Source organism: Falsiroseomonas algicola, assembly GCF_011040385.1.
Lineage (GTDB): Bacteria > Pseudomonadota > Alphaproteobacteria > Acetobacterales > Acetobacteraceae > Falsiroseomonas > Falsiroseomonas algicola.
Map to the genome: position 1 here is coordinate 709,106 of NZ_JAAIKB010000001.1, position 14,405 is coordinate 723,510.

General features: G+C 72.8%; 11 protein-coding genes and 1 pseudogene. 3 read left to right on the forward strand and 9 right to left on the reverse strand.

The window, feature by feature from the left end:
• Window positions 1-123 precede the first annotated feature (123 nt).
• The 7 genes and pseudogenes from G3576_RS03375 to G3576_RS03405 form a co-directional block, all read right to left on the reverse strand.
• Window positions 124-3,162, reverse strand: a complete 3,039-nt coding sequence (locus G3576_RS03375; RefSeq protein ID WP_164692886.1) for an ATP-binding cassette domain-containing protein — start codon at window positions 3,160-3,162, stop codon at window positions 124-126.
• Window positions 3,155-5,326 (reverse strand): NHLP family bacteriocin export ABC transporter peptidase/permease/ATPase subunit, encoded by a 2,172-nt coding sequence (locus G3576_RS03380; protein WP_164692887.1) that lies wholly within the window; start codon window positions 5,324-5,326, stop codon window positions 3,155-3,157. Before G3576_RS03380 ends, G3576_RS03375 begins: the two co-directional genes overlap by 8 nt.
• Window positions 5,323-6,612: an NHLP bacteriocin system secretion protein gene (locus G3576_RS03385; protein ID WP_164692888.1), complete on the reverse strand. Its 1,290-nt coding sequence runs from the start codon at window positions 6,610-6,612 to the stop codon at window positions 5,323-5,325. The genes G3576_RS03380 and G3576_RS03385 overlap by 4 nt, the downstream gene beginning before the upstream one ends.
• A gap of 90 nt (window positions 6,613-6,702) precedes the next feature.
• Complete coding sequence (locus tag G3576_RS03390) at window positions 6,703-7,812, reverse strand: MFS transporter (protein WP_164692889.1); 1,110 nt, start codon at window positions 7,810-7,812, stop codon at window positions 6,703-6,705.
• The gene (locus G3576_RS03395) at window positions 7,809-8,330 is read right to left on the reverse strand and encodes a GNAT family N-acetyltransferase (protein ID WP_164692890.1); all 522 of its coding nucleotides are present in this window, start codon (window positions 8,328-8,330) and stop codon (window positions 7,809-7,811) included. Before G3576_RS03395 ends, G3576_RS03390 begins: the two co-directional genes overlap by 4 nt.
• A gap of 111 nt (window positions 8,331-8,441) precedes the next feature.
• Window positions 8,442-8,609: pseudogene (locus G3576_RS03400) on the reverse strand (adenylosuccinate synthetase); the annotation flags it as partial.
• 139 nt (window positions 8,610-8,748) lie between these two features.
• On the reverse strand, window positions 8,749-9,717 hold the full coding sequence (locus G3576_RS03405) for a Bug family tripartite tricarboxylate transporter substrate binding protein (RefSeq protein ID WP_164692891.1): 969 nt from the start codon (window positions 9,715-9,717) through the stop codon (window positions 8,749-8,751).
• A 149-nt stretch (window positions 9,718-9,866) separates the two neighbouring features.
• Between G3576_RS03405 and G3576_RS03410 the strand changes: the two genes are divergently transcribed.
• Together G3576_RS03410 and serA are read left to right on the forward strand one after the other, a co-directional pair.
• Window positions 9,867-11,039, forward strand: coding sequence for a phosphoserine transaminase (locus G3576_RS03410; protein ID WP_164692892.1), 1,173 nt, complete (start codon window positions 9,867-9,869; stop codon window positions 11,037-11,039).
• Window positions 11,039-12,631, forward strand: a complete 1,593-nt coding sequence (gene serA / locus G3576_RS03415) for a phosphoglycerate dehydrogenase (RefSeq protein ID WP_164692893.1) — start codon at window positions 11,039-11,041, stop codon at window positions 12,629-12,631. Before G3576_RS03410 ends, serA begins: the two co-directional genes overlap by 1 nt.
• Window positions 12,632-12,671: 40 nt before the next feature.
• Here the strand turns inward: serA and G3576_RS03420 are convergent, their stop codons facing one another.
• Entirely contained in the window at window positions 12,672-12,986 is a 315-nt protein-coding gene (locus tag G3576_RS03420; RefSeq protein WP_164692894.1) for a hypothetical protein, read from the reverse strand.
• A gap of 121 nt (window positions 12,987-13,107) precedes the next feature.
• Window positions 13,108-13,650, reverse strand: coding sequence for a hypothetical protein (locus G3576_RS03425; RefSeq protein WP_164692895.1), 543 nt, complete (start codon window positions 13,648-13,650; stop codon window positions 13,108-13,110).
• A 138-nt stretch (window positions 13,651-13,788) separates the two neighbouring features.
• Here G3576_RS03425 and G3576_RS03430 point away from each other — a divergent pair, with 138 nt between their 5' ends.
• Complete coding sequence (locus tag G3576_RS03430; RefSeq protein WP_164692896.1) at window positions 13,789-14,391, forward strand: dioxygenase family protein; 603 nt, start codon at window positions 13,789-13,791, stop codon at window positions 14,389-14,391.
• Window positions 14,392-14,405 lie beyond the last annotated feature (14 nt).

Genomic DNA, 14,405 nt, shown 5'->3' on the forward strand with positions numbered 1-14,405 from the left:
CGATTGCCACGCGTGCCGCGCGTGGCCGAGCCAAGGCCTTGCCGATCGCCCCCCGTCCTGCCGGCATCTCCTGGCCGGCCAGCCAATGCCGCCGACAGGCAGGCCCGATCGCGGGCCTGAATGCTACCCCGGCGCCGCCGGCTTCGCCTGGTGGCCCGCCTGCCACTGCGCCTCCGTCGCGAATTGCCGGGCGAACAACCCGTTCGGCTTCGCGACAAGCTCCTCGAACCGCCCGCTCTCCGCCACCTTGCCGCCTTCCAGCACCACGATGCGGTCGGCCTGGCGGATGGTGGACAGGCGATGCGCGATCACCAGCCGCGTCACCGGCAGCTCCCGCACCGCCTGCATCACCTTGGCCTGGGTGATGTTGTCGAGCGCGCTGGTCGCCTCGTCCAGCACCAGCAGCGCCGGCTTCTGCACCAGCGCGCGCGCCAGCAGCAGCCGCTGCGCCTGGCCGCCGGAGAGCACGCGCGCCGCATCCGTCAGCATGGTCTCGAGCCTCATCGGCATGGCACGGACCTCGTCGGCCAGCGCGGTGCGCTCCAGCGCGTTCCAGATGGCGGCGTCATCCGCCGATGTGCCGCCGCGCACCGCATCCCGCAGGCTGCCCGCCGGCACGCGGCCGGATTGCAGCACCGCCGCCACCTGCCGCCGCACCGCCCCCGCATCCAGCCCGCGCAGGTCGTGGCCATCCAGGTAGATCGCGCCCGCCTGCGCCTCCTCCAGCCCCAGCAGCAGCCGCACCAGGCTAGACTTGCCCACGCCCGATCGCCCCGTCAGCGCGATGAACTCGCCCGCCCGCACCTCCAGGTTCAGCCCCTGGAACACCCAGGGGTCCGAAGGCCCGTAGCGGAAGGCGATGTTGGTCAGCGTCAGCGCGCCCGTGAGCCGCCCGGGATCGACGCCGCCGGCGGAGGCCTCGGGCAGCGTCTCCAGCAGCGGGCGGACGAAGGTGCGCGTCGGCAGGATCATCCACAGCGCGAAGAGCGTCTTGGCCAGCTGCGTCCCCGCCCCCGCCATCAGCCCATAGGCCGAGAGGAAGGTCATGACGGAAGCGAGCGAGGGCGGCGCGCGCCCCGGCTCCACCCGCAGCAGCATGGCGATGACGAAGAAGGCGCCGGCCGTCGCCAGGATGGTGTAGCCCGCGACGAAGCCGTCATAGGCGTTGCTGATGCGCCGCGCCGCGACCAGGCGGCGCCGCATGCCGGCGAAGCGCTCCGCCCAGATCGCCTCCGCCCGCGCCTCCGCCCCCGCCAATCGCAGCTTCACGATGCCGGAGACGATCTGCAGCACCATGGCATCCGCCAGGCCCGTCAGCGCCTCCCCGGTCGCATAGGCGCGGCCCTGCAGCCAGCCTGCGAGGTTGGCGGCCGCAAGTTGCACCGCCAGGAAGCCGAGTCCGACGGCCGCGGCCAGCGGCTGCGACAGCAGCATCAGCACGGCGGAGGACAGGATCACGGCGACGGAGGAGGCGATGCCGAAGCCGATCGCCCGGATCTGCGCACCGAGCGTCGCCGCCGCCCCGGCCCGCGACGCCGTCTCCCCCACCGTCTGGCGCTTCAGCACCGACAGCGGCTGGCGAATCACCCGGTCCCAGATCGCGGCATGCAGCGCGGGGCCGGCGCGGGCCTCGATCCGCTGCCGCGCCACCTCCCCGGCCATGCCGATCACCCAGGTGACGGTCGCCACCACCGCCAGCGCCAGGCCCAACTGGACCAGTTCCGGCACATGCCCGCCCGGGATCAGCAGGGTGAAGGCGACGCCCGTCGCCATCGGCAGCGCCTGGCCCAGTGCCGCGGCGATCAACATGGTGGCGACCAGCGCCGCCGCATCGCCCCCGGCACCCTTCATGCCGACCGAGAGCAGGTCCATCAGCGCCAGCTTCTTCACCGGCAGCGTCAGCAGCGGCGCCCAGGCATCCGCCTGCAACCCGGCCGCCGTCGTCGCATCCAGCCGCACGCCGGAGGGCCGCTCCGGCGTGCAGATCCGCCAGCCGCCCCGCGCCGGCAGCAGCCCGACGACGGCACCATCCGCGCGACGCCCGAACAGCACGCCGTGATCCGCCTTCCACCAGCCCGGCTCCAGCTTCACCGGGCGCAGCCGGAGCGAGGAGGCCCGCGCCAGCTCCTCCAGCGTGGAGGCCGCATCGACGTCGAGCGCCCGCCGCCGCGCCGGCCGCCGCACCGCCACGCCGAGATGCCGCGCCACCGCGCGGAAGACGGGCATGAGGGGATCGACCTCCGACCCCGTCGCCTCCGACGGCGCATTGCCCAGCACCTGGCCGAAGGAGGCCTCGATGACATGCGCGGCCTCGGCCTCCCGCGCCGCGGCCAGGCGGCGGCGGTTCAGCTCATCCGCCGCATCCAGCGCCAGCACGGAAGGCAGCGCTTCCAGCAGGGCCGCGTTGAAGCCGGCCAGGCCTGCCGGCCAGTCGCTGGACCGCGCGACCTCCGCCGTGGGCACCGGACGGCAGACGCCGGCGCCGAGGCTCGTCAGCCAGGCGCCCGGCGGCAGCGGCACCAGCCCCTGGACCCGTTCCAGCCCCAGCAGCAGCCAATCGCCCGCATTGATGCGCAGCCAGACGGGGCTCTCCCCCGCCATCACCACCTCGCCCGCCGCCAGCCGGATGCGCGGCCCCTTCGGCAGAGCGATGGCATCCGCCCGCGGCCGAGGCTCCAGCCCCCGCGCCACGCCGCCCGCCAGCGCGCCGGTCCAGGCATCGATGGCGGCCGCCGGCAGCGAAGCCCGCTCCTCCGCCGAGAGCGGCCGCAACCGCGTGCCGGCACCGCCGATCGCGATGGCGGAGATACCCGTCAGGTCCTCGCCCAGCCCGCAGACCAGGCCGCCCGTGCCGATGCTGCCGAGGAAGCGCCGCGCGCCCTCCTTGGCCGGCGGCGCGGCCGGGCGCTTGGCGAAGAGCGTCACGCTCCCCGCCTCCACGATCCATCGCGCCTCCGCGTCGTCCAGCCGCAGCGGCGCATGCGCCGGCAGCGGGAAGGAGGGCGGCGTGGTCGGCGGCGGCGCCAGCGTCGTGCCGCGATCGGGCGGCGCCAATGGCGTGCCGTCCTTCGGCGGTGCCAATGGCGAGCCGCCCTTCGGCGGTGCCGATGGCGAGCCGTCCTTCGGCGGCGGGGCGGGCTGCTGGTCCATGCCGTCAGCCATTCGCCAGCATGGCGCGGAAGGGGCCGTCCTGCGCCGCCAGCGCATCGGCATGGCCGCGCTGCACGATGCGCCCGCCCGCCATCACGATCACCTCGTCGCAGTCCCGCACCAGCGCCAGCCGGTGCGCGATGATCACCATGGTGCAGCCGCGCTGCCGGAGGTTCGCCATCACCGCCGCCTCCGCCCGGTTGTCGAGCGCGGCCGTCGCCTCGTCCAGCACCAGGATGGCGGGATCGGTCGCGATGGCGCGGGCGAGTTCGAGGCGCGCGCGCTGCCCGCCCGACCAGTTCCGCCCCTCCTCCGCCACCGGCGCGGCATAGCCGCCGCGGCGGGCCAGGATGTCCTCATGGATCGCGGCATCCTGCGCGCTGCGCACGAGCCTCTCCTCGGCCAGCGTCGAATCCCACAGCGCGATGTTGTCGCGCACCGTGCCGTCGAACAGGAAGCCCGCCTGGTCCACCACCGAGACGTCGCGCCGCAGCGTCTCCCGCGGGATGTCGGCGATGGGATGGCCGTCGATCAGCACCTCCCCCGACCAGGGCCGGTAGAGCCCCGCGATCAGCAGCGCCAGCGTGGACTTGCCCGACCCCGACCCGCCGACGATGCCGAGCCGCCGCCCCGGCTCGATGGTCAGCGAGACCCGGTCCAGCAGCGGCGGCGCCAGCCGGCTATGCCCGAAGGTGACGTCGCGCAGCTCCACATGGCCGGTCAGCCCGGCGACGCGCGCCGGCGCCGCTGCCTCGAACTCCGCCGCGCGCGGATGCCGCAGCGTGTCCTCCAGCAGGTCGAAATTCGCCTTCGCATCCTGCATCTGCGCGCCGACGCCGACGAGCTGCGCGACCGGCGCCATGAACCCCATGGCCAGCGCCTGGAAGGCAACGAGCTGCCCGACCGTCATCGTCCCCGCCATGATGCGCTGCCCGCCCAGCACCAGCACTGCGGCGGCGGCCAGGATGGCGACGAAGCCCGGCATGCCCTGGATCAGCGCCATGCGGAGCGCGAGGCGCTGCTGCACATTGGCCGCCCCCGCCCGCGCGCCGGCGACCTGTGCCAGCAGCTGGTCCTCCGCCCCCGCGGCGCGATAATCCTCGATCATGCGCAGCCCGCTGCGCGCCAGCCCATCGCCCCGCATCATCCGCGCCAGCAGCCGCTGGTTGTCGTCGCTCATGGACTGGCTGAGCGCCATGAGCGCCGCCAGATTCGCCACCGCCGCGCCCACCACCACCGCCGCCAGCGCCGGCGCATAGGCCAGCATCGCCGCCGCATAGGCCGCCGCGGTCACCAACCCCAACACGCCCCGCCCCGCATCGCCGGAGACGAGGCGCGCCACGCGGTCGTTCAGCAGCACGCGCCCCGCGATCTCCCCCTGGTGCCGCTGCGCGAAGAAGGAGACGGGCAGCTCCGTCAGCCGCTTCAGGAAGGCCGCGCTGCCGCCGAGCGAGAGCCGCGTCTCCAGCCGCAGCAGCACGGTCAGCTGCAGCCAGGTCAGGAACCCCATCACGACGGCGGTGCCCGCCATGCCCCAGAGCAGCGGCGGCAGCCAGGAATCGAAGCGGTCCACCAGCACGTCGTCGACGAAGATCTGGGAGAAGGCCGGCACCAGCAGCGCGGGGATGATCAGCAGCAGGCTGAGCCCGAGCAGGAAGCCGAAGGCCGCGCCATTGCCGCGGATGCGGCGCGCCAGGCCGCGCATCGCCCGCGGCTGTTCGCCGCCGCGCTGGAAGCCCTCCCCCGGCCGCAGCACCAGCACCACGCCGGTCAGGTTGCGATCCAGTTCCTCCGCCGAGACGCGGCGCGGGCCGGTGGCGGGGTCATTGATCCAGGCGCCGCCGCCGACCGCGCGCTCGATCACCACGAAGTGGTTCATGCCCCAATGCGCGATCAGCGGCATCGCCATGCCCGGCAGGTTGGCGGGCTCGATGCGATAGGCCTCCACCACCAGGCCGTAGCCCTTGGCCGCGGCCGCAATGGCGCTGGCGCGGCTGCCGTCGCGGGAGACGCCGCAGGCCACGCGCAGCTCCTCCAGCGTCACCCAGCGGCGATGATGGCCGAGGATGATGCCGAGCGCCGCGGCGCCGCATTCCGCGGCCTCCGCCTGCAACAGCGTCGGCGTGCGCGGCCGCCTGCCGCCCCAAAGGGTGAAGGGGATCGCGAAGGGGTTCAAGCGCCCTCGGGCCCGACGATGCGGGTGAAGAGGCTGCGCAGCGCCGGGAAGGCGAGGCCCAGCAGGCGCACGGAGCGCACCGTCACCTCCGCCTCCGCCAGCGTGCCGGATTCGATCGCGAAGGCCGGCCCGCGGCCATTTGACCAGCGCAGCCCGCTCGGCGTCGCGGGATCAGGCTCCAGCGCCACCTCCACCTCGAAGGGCGCGCCCAGTTCCATGGTGAAGTTCCGCACCAGCTGGTCGTTCTGCAGCGTCCGCAGCAGGCCGGCAGAGGAGGCCGGGATGTGGGAGACGCGCGTGACGCGCCCATGCACGAAGCCATCCTCCTCCCGCTGCGTGGAGGAGGGTGAGATCTGCACCGCGAGCCCCGGCGCCAGCCGCTTGCCGTCCTGCGCCGTCACGTAGATCACCGCGACGGGCGCTTCCTTCCCGCGCTCGGGATCACGCTCGATGGTCAGCAGCGGCGTGCCGCGCGTGACCACCTGACCCGCATTCGCCTTCTGCTCCACCACGCGGCCGGCATAGGGGGACAGCACCTCGCCCAACCGGGACAGACGCGCGCGCAGCGCTTCCACCTGCCGCGCCGTCTCATCGACGCGGCGCTCCGCCTCCAGCGTCTCGCGTTCCTGCTGCGTGCGCTTCAGCGCCTGGTCAAGCGAGAGCTGCTCCCGCTCGTTCCGCGCCGCCGCGATCTGCTCCCGCACCTGGAAGACCTCGACCCGCGCATAGAGCGAGCGGTCGCGGTTGATCAGGTTCTGCTGCACCAGGCCCCGCAGCACCTCCTCCCGCTGGTTCATCATGCCGAGCCGTTCGTCGAGCATGCGGAGGTTGCCCGCCAGCGCCGCGTCGCGGACGGTGCGGAAGGCATCCGCCGCCGCGGCCTCCCGCTGGTGGAACTCCGCGAGCTCCCGGCGGTGCCGCGCCGCATCCGCCGCCTGGCCCTCCGCCAGCGCCAGCTGCAGCCGGACCTCGGACTGGTCCACCACGGCGATGGGCTGGCCGGCGCGCACCCTTTCCCCGGGCCTGGCCAGCAGCTGGTCGATGCGGCCATCGGTATCCGCGACGACATCGGCGATGCCGCCGGAGGGCAGCAGGATGCCCCGCCCCGTGACCTTGATCGGCACATGGACGAAGGCGGACCAGACGATCGCCGTGACGGCCATCGCCGCCAGGATGATGCCCGCGACCCAGGTCCAGGCCGGCAGGACGCGCAGCGGTTCGTCGTAGCGATCGGGGGAGGCAGCGTCGGCGACAGCCTGGGCGCGAAAAAGCGACGGCTGAGACATTCCGGCTTCCGACCCTACACTAGGACGATGATTTGAAACGCCTTCGGAGGATATCCCAGCCCCGTCGCAAACGAAACAGCCGCGCGCCTGCTATCGCCGCAGCGCGTGCAGGGACGACGCGACCAGCACCGCCGCGGCGATGAGGTAGAGCACCACCGCCGGCACCAGCGGCAGCAGCACCCCCGCCACCAGCGGCCCCACCCCCGCGCCGATGTCCCGCCAGGTCGCCATCCGCGCGAGCGCCGCCACCCGCTCCTCCGGCGCCGCCCGGCTGGCCGCGACGGGCGCCGGCAAGGGCTGCAGCAGCCCGCGCAGCCCCACCACCATCAGGCTGCCGACCCAGAGCCAGCCCAGCCCGATCACCGCCAGCCCCGCCGCGGAGGCCAGCGTCACCACCAGCAGCACCCGCGCCGCGCCGAATCGCTCCGCCAGCCGGCCGGCGGGCGGGCCCAGCAGCACCTCCGCCAGATAGCGCGCCGCCAGCGCGCCGCCCGCCGCCAGCGCCGCGCCCTCCGGCATCGCCTGCGCCGCAAGGAAGGCAAGGCCCAGCACGAAGAGCCCATCCAGCGCGAAGCCCTGCACGAAGGACCAGACATCCAGCGACCGCGGCAGCGCGAAGCGCGGCCCGCCGGCGCGGAGCTTCACCGCCTCCCCGGCCGGCAGCCGCCAGGCGAAGACCAGCCCGACCAGCGACACGGCGCCGAGGCAGAGGAACACCACCCGCGGCCCCGCCACCTCCGCCAGCACGGCACCGGCCAGAAGCCCGATCATCGGCCCCGCCGCGATGATGCCGCGGGAGGCGCCGGACCGCCGCGATGCCCCCGTGGGTTCCGCCGTCGCCAGCGCCTGCGTCGCGATGTTCATGGCGGCGAAGGCCAGGCCCCAGAGCAGCCGCGCCGGCAGCAGCCACCAGACGCCGGGCAGCAGCGCATAGCCGGTGGTGGCGCAGGCCGCGGCCAGCACCGCCACCAGGCAGGCGCGGCGCGGGCCGAAGACCTCATACCCCCGCGCCACCCAGCCATAGCCGATGATGCGCACCAGCCGGTTCGCCGCCAGCAGCAGCCCGGCCTCCGCCAGCGACACGCCGAAGGCGGCCGCATGCAGCGGCAGCAGCAGATAGAGCACCGTGTCGCCGGGCAGCGTCATCGCCAGCACCAGCGAGGCATCGCGGGAGGCGCGGTCAGCCTGCTCCCGCGTCATGGCGCGGTGCCCGCACCCTCCCCCAATGGTCGCGTCATGAGCACGCTGTCCACCCAGCGCCCATGCTTCCAGCCGACCGCCGGCAGCATCCCCGCCGGCGCGAAGCCCGCCCGGCCATGCAGCCCGATCGAGGCCACGTTCCCGCTATCCCCGATCACCGCCACCATCAGCCGGAAGCCGCGCGCCGTGCAGGCCTCGATCAGCGCCGCCAGCAGGCGGGACCCGATGCCACCCCGCCCCGCATCGGGCGCGACATAGATGCTGTTCTCCACCGCGAAGCGATAGGCCGGGCGGGTGCGGTAGGCGCTGGCATAGGCATAGCCCAGCACGCGCCCGCCCTCACCCTCCGCCACCAGATAGGGGTATCCGCCTTGCAGGATCGCGCGGCGCCTTTTCGCCATCTCCGCGGCATCCGGCGGTTCCAGTTCGAAGCTCGCCAGCCCGTGGGTCACCCAGTGGCCATAGATCGCGGCGATGGCGGGAAGGTCGTCGTCTCGGCAGTCACGGATCGTCACCATGACGACATGGTGACAGCCGCCGCCTCGTCCGACAATCGGATGTCTAGATGAATTAGCGGTAGCCTCGCCGCATGGTCCCTCCCCCTGCCAGGGCAGGCACCGCCGCGCAGCTCACCTGGCGAAGGGGTCGCGCAGCATGATCGTGTCGTCGCGGTCCGGGCGGGTGGACAGCAGCACCACCGGCGCCTCCACCAGCTCCTCGACCCGACGGACAGGCTTCACCGCCTCGGCCGGGGGTTCGGCATAGCTACGGGCGCCGGCGGTGGAGCCCCTCCACCCCGCCGACCTTCACGCCCTGGCGGACCATGAAGGCCGATCGAGGCCGCGTTCCCGCGGTCCCCGATCGCCGCCACCATCAGCCGGCAACCGCGCGCCGTGCAGCCTCGATCAGCGCCGCCAAGGCTCCCCGGGGCCGGGTTTACTGTGGCTGGATATTCGCCGCCTTCACCAGCGTCTCGTAGCGGGCGCTTTCCTCCCGCAGGAAGGTGTTGAGGGCATCGCCCGTCAGGGTGCTGGGCGTCTGGCCGATGTCGCGGATGCGGCGCTGCAATTCGGGCGTCGCCATCGCGGCCGCTGCGGCGGCGGAGACGCGGGCGACGAAGGCGGGATCGGTGCGGGCGGGCGCGAAGACCGCCTGCCACACCTCCATCGACATGCCCGCGGTCTGCGGCTGTTCGGCGAAGGTCGGCATATCCGGCAGGAAGGGGTGCCTCGTCGGAGAGGAGACGCCCCAGGCCCTCACCTTGTCGTCCCGCACCATGGGCGCGCTGCTGGTCAGCGTGCTGACGGCGAGGTCGAGCTGGCCGCTCATCACATCCGTCAGCATCTGCGCGCCCATGCGGTAGGGCACGTGCTCCATCTTGAGGCCCGCCCGCTGCACGAGCAGTTCGCCGAAGAGAGGCAGCGAGGTGCCGGTGCCGGAACTGCCGAAGCTGAAGGGCGCGGGGCGGGAGGCGCTGTCCGCGATCAGCTGCGCGAAGCTCGCCGGCAGGTTCGGCCGCCCGATGAGCAGCAGGGGCAGCGTCGCGATCATGTGGATCGGCGCGAAGTCGCGCAGCCCGTCATAGCGGGTGGTGGAGGGTGTCACGAGCTGCGCGACGTTGATCGTGCTCTCGACGCCGATCAGCAGCGTGGTGCCATCCGGCATGGCGCGGGCGGCGCGTTCGGTGGCGATGGTGCCGCCGGCGCCCGTCACGTTCTCCACCACCACCTGGCGTTCCAGCCGGCTGCCCAGCTCCGGCGCGATGAGGCGCGCGATCTGGTCCACATTGGTGCCCGGGCCGAAGGGGCAGATCAGCGTGATGGTGCGGGACTGTGCCCGCGCCGTGAGCGGGGCTGCGAGGATCGCGGGCAGCGCCAGGGCGGCGCGGCGGGACAGGCGAGGCATGGGCTGGGCTCCGATTCAGCGTCGGCACGCTAGCATGCAAGAAGTGGGCAAGTGGACCGGCTTGCGGGGGCGGGCCGGCGGGATTAAGCGTGGCGGCGGGCCACGCCCCCCCACCGGGGCGCATTCGCTTCTGGAAGGGAGCCACCGCCATGAGCACCAAGCCGGACATCCGTCCGTCGAACCCCCGATTCTCGTCTGGTCCCTGTGCCAAGCGCCCCGGCTGGTCGCTGGCCGCGCTGGATGGCGCGCTGCTCGGCCGCAGCCACCGCGCCAAGGACCCCAAGGCGAAGCTCGCCGAGACCATCGAGCTGTCCAAATCCGTGCTCGGCATGCCGAAGGACTGGCGGCTCGGCATCGTGCCGGCCTCCGACACCGGTGCCGTCGAGATGGCGCTGTGGTCGCTGCTCGGCCCGAAGGGCGTCGACATCCTGGCCTGGGAGAGCTTCTCCAAGGACTGGGCGACGGATGTCACCAAGCAGCTGAAGCTGTCCGATGTGCGGGTGATCTCGGCGGGCTATGGCCAGCTGCCGGACCTCGGCCAGGTGGACAAGGCGCGCGACCTCGTCTTCGTCTGGAACGGCACGACCAGCGGCGTGCGGCTGCCCAACGCCGACTTCATCGCCGATGACCGAGAGGGGCTCGCGATCTGCGACGCAACCAGCGCCGCCTTCGCCATGGACCTGCCCTGGTCCAAGCTGGATGTCGTGACCTGGTCCTGGCAGAAGGTGCTGGGCGGCGAGGCCGCGCATGGGATGCTGGCGCTGTCGCCCCGCGCCGTGGCGCGGCTTGAATCCTACAAGCCCGCCTGGCCGATGCCGAAGATCTTCCGCATGACCAAGGACGGGAAGCTCAACGAGGGCATCTTCAAGGGCGAGACGATCAACACGCCCTCCATGCTCTGCGTGGAGGATGCGCTGGACGGGCTGCGCTGGGCGCAGTCCGTGGGCTCGCTGAAGGGGCTGGTCGCGCGGTCGGAGGCAAACCTGGCCGCCATCGCGGGCTGGGTGGCCGACAGCGACTGGGCCGCCTTCCTGGCGGATGAGCCGGCGACGCGGTCCTGCACCTCCATCTGCCTGAAGATCGTGGCGCCGTGGTTCACGGCCCTCGACGCGGAAGGCCAGGCGGCGGCGGCGAAGAAGCTGTCCTCGATCCTGGAGAAGGAAGGTGTGGCGCTCGACGCGGCGAACTACCGCGATGCGCCGCCCGGGCTCCGCATCTGGGGCGGTGCGACGGTCGAGACCAGCGACATCACGGCGCTGCTGCCCTGGCTCGACTGGGCCTTCGCGCAGGTCGCCGCCGAGCACGACAAGGCGGCCGCGTGATGTCGGCGCCGAAGGTCCTGATCAGCGACAAGCTCTCGCCCGCCTCGATCGCCATCTTCAAGGCGCGGGGCATCGAGGTCGATTTCAAGCCCGGCCTGAAGCCCGCGGAACTGCGGGAGATCATCGGGCAATATGACGGGCTCGCGGTCCGCAGCGCGACCAAGGTGACACGGGAAGTGCTGGACGCCGCGCCGCGCCTCAAGGTCGTGGGCCGCGCGGGCATCGGCGTGGACAATGTCGATGTGTCGAGCGCGACCGCGCGCGGCGTCGTCGTGATGAACACGCCCTATGGCAACGCCATCACGACGGCGGAGCACGCGATTGCGATGATGTTCGCCCTCGCGCGCCAGATTCCCGAGGCGAGCACGAGCACCAAGGCCGGGAAGTGGGAGAAGAACCGCTTCATGGGCGTGGAGCTGACGGGCAAGACGCTCGGGCTGATCGGCGCCGGCAATATCGGCTCCATCGTCGCCAGCCGCGCCAACGGGTTGCAGATGAAGGTCATCGCCTTCGATCCCTTCCTCAGCGAGAAGCGCGCGCTGGAGATCGGGGTGGAGAAGGTGGACCTCGATGCGCTGGTCGCGCGCGCGGACATCGTGACGATCCACGCGCCCTATACCGAGCAGACGAAGAACATCCTGTCCCGCGAACGCATCTTCGCGCTGAAGAAGGGCGCGCGGATCATCAATTGCGCCCGCGGCGGGCTGCTGGACGAGGCGGCGCTGTATGACGCGCTGAAGGAAGGGCACCTGGCCGGCGCCGCGCTCGACGTCTTCGAGACGGAGCCGGCGACCGACAGCCCGCTCTTCACGCTGGAGAACGTCGTCTGCACGCCGCATCTCGGCGCCGCGACGGCGGAGGCGCAGGAGAATGTGGCGCTGCAGGTCGCGGAGCAGATGAGCGACTTCCTGCTCTCTGGCGCCGTCTCCAACGCCATCAACATGCCGAGCGTCACCGCGGAGGAAGCCCCGCGGCTGCGCCCCTACATGGAACTCGCGCGGCAGCTCGGCGCGCTGGCCGGGCAGCTCACCGCCAATGTCGGCGATGAGGTGAAGGCCATCCGCGTGGAATACGAAGGCGCGGCTGCGGAGCTGAACCAGAAGCCGCTGACGGCGGCCGCCCTCGCCGGCGTTCTCGCGCCGATGATGGGCGCGGTGAACATGGTGAACGCGCCGGCGCTGGCGAAGGAGCGCGGAATCGAGGTCGCGGAGACGGTGCTGGAGCGCAGCGGCGACTACGCGACGCTGCTGCGCGTCACGTTGGTGACGGAGGCCTGGACCCGCAGCGTTGCGGGCACGCTGGTCGGCACCGGCAAGCCGCGCCTTGTCGAGGTGAAGGGCATCGCGGTCGAGGCCGATTTCGCACCCCACATGCTCTACGTCACGAACGAGGACCGGCCCGGCTTCATCGGCCGCTTCGGCACCACGCTGGCGGAGGCGGGGATCAACATCGCGACCTTCCACCTCGGCCGCGACAAGCCGGGCGGGGATGCGATCTGCCTGGTCGGGCTCGATGGGCCGCTGCCGGAGGCGGTGCTGGCCACGGTGCGCGGCCTGCCGCTGGTGGTGCGCGCGGTGCCGCTGGCCTTCTGAATGGCGCGCCCGCCGCCCCGTGGGGCGGCGGGCGATGCCGCTACTTCGACGCGCTGTTCAGCGCCTCGCCCAGTTCCTTGATGCGCTCGGCCTTGGCGCCCTCGGCGCGGCCGGCCATGGTCACCGTCTCCTCGCCCAGCTTGGCGACCAGCTTCTTGACGGCGTCGCCATCGATGTCGTCGGAGGTGATGAGCTTCTTCAGGCGCTCCAGGTCACGCACGATGCCCTTGGCGCCGGGCGTCTCGACCTTGCCGAGCGTCTCCTCCCAGCCCTCGATGTTCTTGACGGCGGCGTTGATGGTGAAGCCCTTCACGCCCTCGGCGACGTGGCGGATGGTGGCGGCGAATTGCGGCATGTCGATTGGCTCCCTCGCGACGCTGGCTGCGTCGCTGGCGGGAAAGCGCCGATCGCGGGGCGCGGTTTCGACATGAAATTTCGGCGTTGCGGGGCTTGCGGAATCCCGTTGCGGCCCTGCCTCAGCCGCGGCGTCCGAGCCCATCGCGGCGCCGCACTTCCTGCCAGGCGGCGCCTGCGGCTTCCGCGACGCGGGGCAGATAGGGCAGGCGGCTGAGCCGGGCCAACGTCGCGGCCGGGCCGGCGGGATAGGCGGGGGAGGAGAGCGCCGCTTCCGCCCGCGCGGGGCTGCCGGCATCGAGCGCCGCGGCGGCATCGCGCAGCGTGTCGATGACGAGGTCGGGCGACGCATCCGGCGCGATGCCGAGGGCACGGCGGAACTCATCCCGCCCCAGCCTGGTGGCGTGCTGCACGCTGCCTGGTGCGTCATGGCTGAACAACGGATTGCGCCCGAAGCCCTGGGCCAGGATCTCCATCTGCACGGCGGCGCGGGCGGCGCGGGCGGGCTGGCCAGCCAGCAGCGCGGTATCGCCCAGCATGAAGGGCGCATGCAGCGCGGCACCCCGGACCGGATCGCCGAAGCCGCCGAGATGCTCGGCAGCAGGGTCCGCGCAGGCGCCGAGGGCAAGCAGGGCGAGCAGCGGCAGGCGCGTCAGGGCCTTCATGGCGGGGTCTCCGTCTGATGGTGCCAGAGTGCCGATGCCGCCGCGCGGCGCCAAGCGGGAATCGGGTCACGCTTCGTCACTGGAACGCGCGCGCCCGGCCGCCGTAAGCCTTTCCGGAACCGCCGGAACGATCCCGTCATGCGCCTCCTTCTGCCTCGTCGCATCCTGCTGGCCGCGCCCGCGCTGCTGACGCTGCCCGCCGCCGCGCAGCCGGTGCGGACCCCGGCCCAGATGGAGGGCCCCTACTACCCCCGCGCCATCCCGGCCGATGCGGATTCCGACCTTCTGCGGGTCGCCGGGCAGTCCGCGCCGGCCCGGGGCGTGCCGATGCTGCTGGAAGGCGTGGTCCGCGCGCCGGATGGCTCCGCCCTGCCGGGCGCGCGGGTGGAGATCTGGCAGGCGGACGACCAGGGCATCTACCTGCATCCCCGCGACCCGCGCCTGGCGCAGCGCGATGCCGGCTTCCAGGGCTATGGCCGCGCCGTGGCGGATGGCGCCGGGCGCTACGCCTTCCGCACCATCCGCCCTGGCCTCTATCCCGGCCGCACGCGGCACATCCACCTGCGGGCGGCGCGGCCGGGGGCGGAGCTGACCACGCAGGTCTATTTCCCGGACGAGGCCCGGAACGAGTCCGACATGCTGCTGCGGCGCCTGGCGCCGGACCAGCGGGCGCTGCTGACGGCGCGGGTCACGCCCGGCGATGGCGGGCTGCGCGCGGCCTTCGACATCTTCCTCGCCTAGGCCCGGGGGCGGGC

Excerpts from the sequence above, each read along its gene's own strand:
- G3576_RS03395 (WP_164692890.1), bottom strand. The coding sequence starts at position 8,330 with ATGGTGACGATCCGTGACTGCCGAGACGACGACCTTCCCGCCATCGCC.
- G3576_RS03430 (WP_164692896.1), top strand. The coding sequence starts at position 13,789 with ATGCGCCTCCTTCTGCCTCGTCGCATCCTGCTGGCCGCGCCCGCGCTG.
- G3576_RS03420 (WP_164692894.1), bottom strand. The coding sequence starts at position 12,986 with ATGCCGCAATTCGCCGCCACCATCCGCCACGTCGCCGAGGGCGTGAAG.
- G3576_RS03405 (WP_164692891.1), bottom strand. The coding sequence starts at position 9,717 with ATGCCTCGCCTGTCCCGCCGCGCCGCCCTGGCGCTGCCCGCGATCCTC.
- G3576_RS03390 (WP_164692889.1), bottom strand. The coding sequence starts at position 7,812 with ATGACGCGGGAGCAGGCTGACCGCGCCTCCCGCGATGCCTCGCTGGTG.
- G3576_RS03410 (WP_164692892.1), top strand. The coding sequence starts at position 9,867 with ATGAGCACCAAGCCGGACATCCGTCCGTCGAACCCCCGATTCTCGTCT.
- G3576_RS03375 (WP_164692886.1), bottom strand. The coding sequence starts at position 3,162 with ATGGCTGACGGCATGGACCAGCAGCCCGCCCCGCCGCCGAAGGACGGC.
- serA (WP_164692893.1), top strand. The coding sequence starts at position 11,039 with ATGTCGGCGCCGAAGGTCCTGATCAGCGACAAGCTCTCGCCCGCCTCG.
- G3576_RS03425 (WP_164692895.1), bottom strand. The coding sequence starts at position 13,650 with ATGAAGGCCCTGACGCGCCTGCCGCTGCTCGCCCTGCTTGCCCTCGGC.
- G3576_RS03385 (WP_164692888.1), bottom strand. The coding sequence starts at position 6,612 with ATGTCTCAGCCGTCGCTTTTTCGCGCCCAGGCTGTCGCCGACGCTGCC.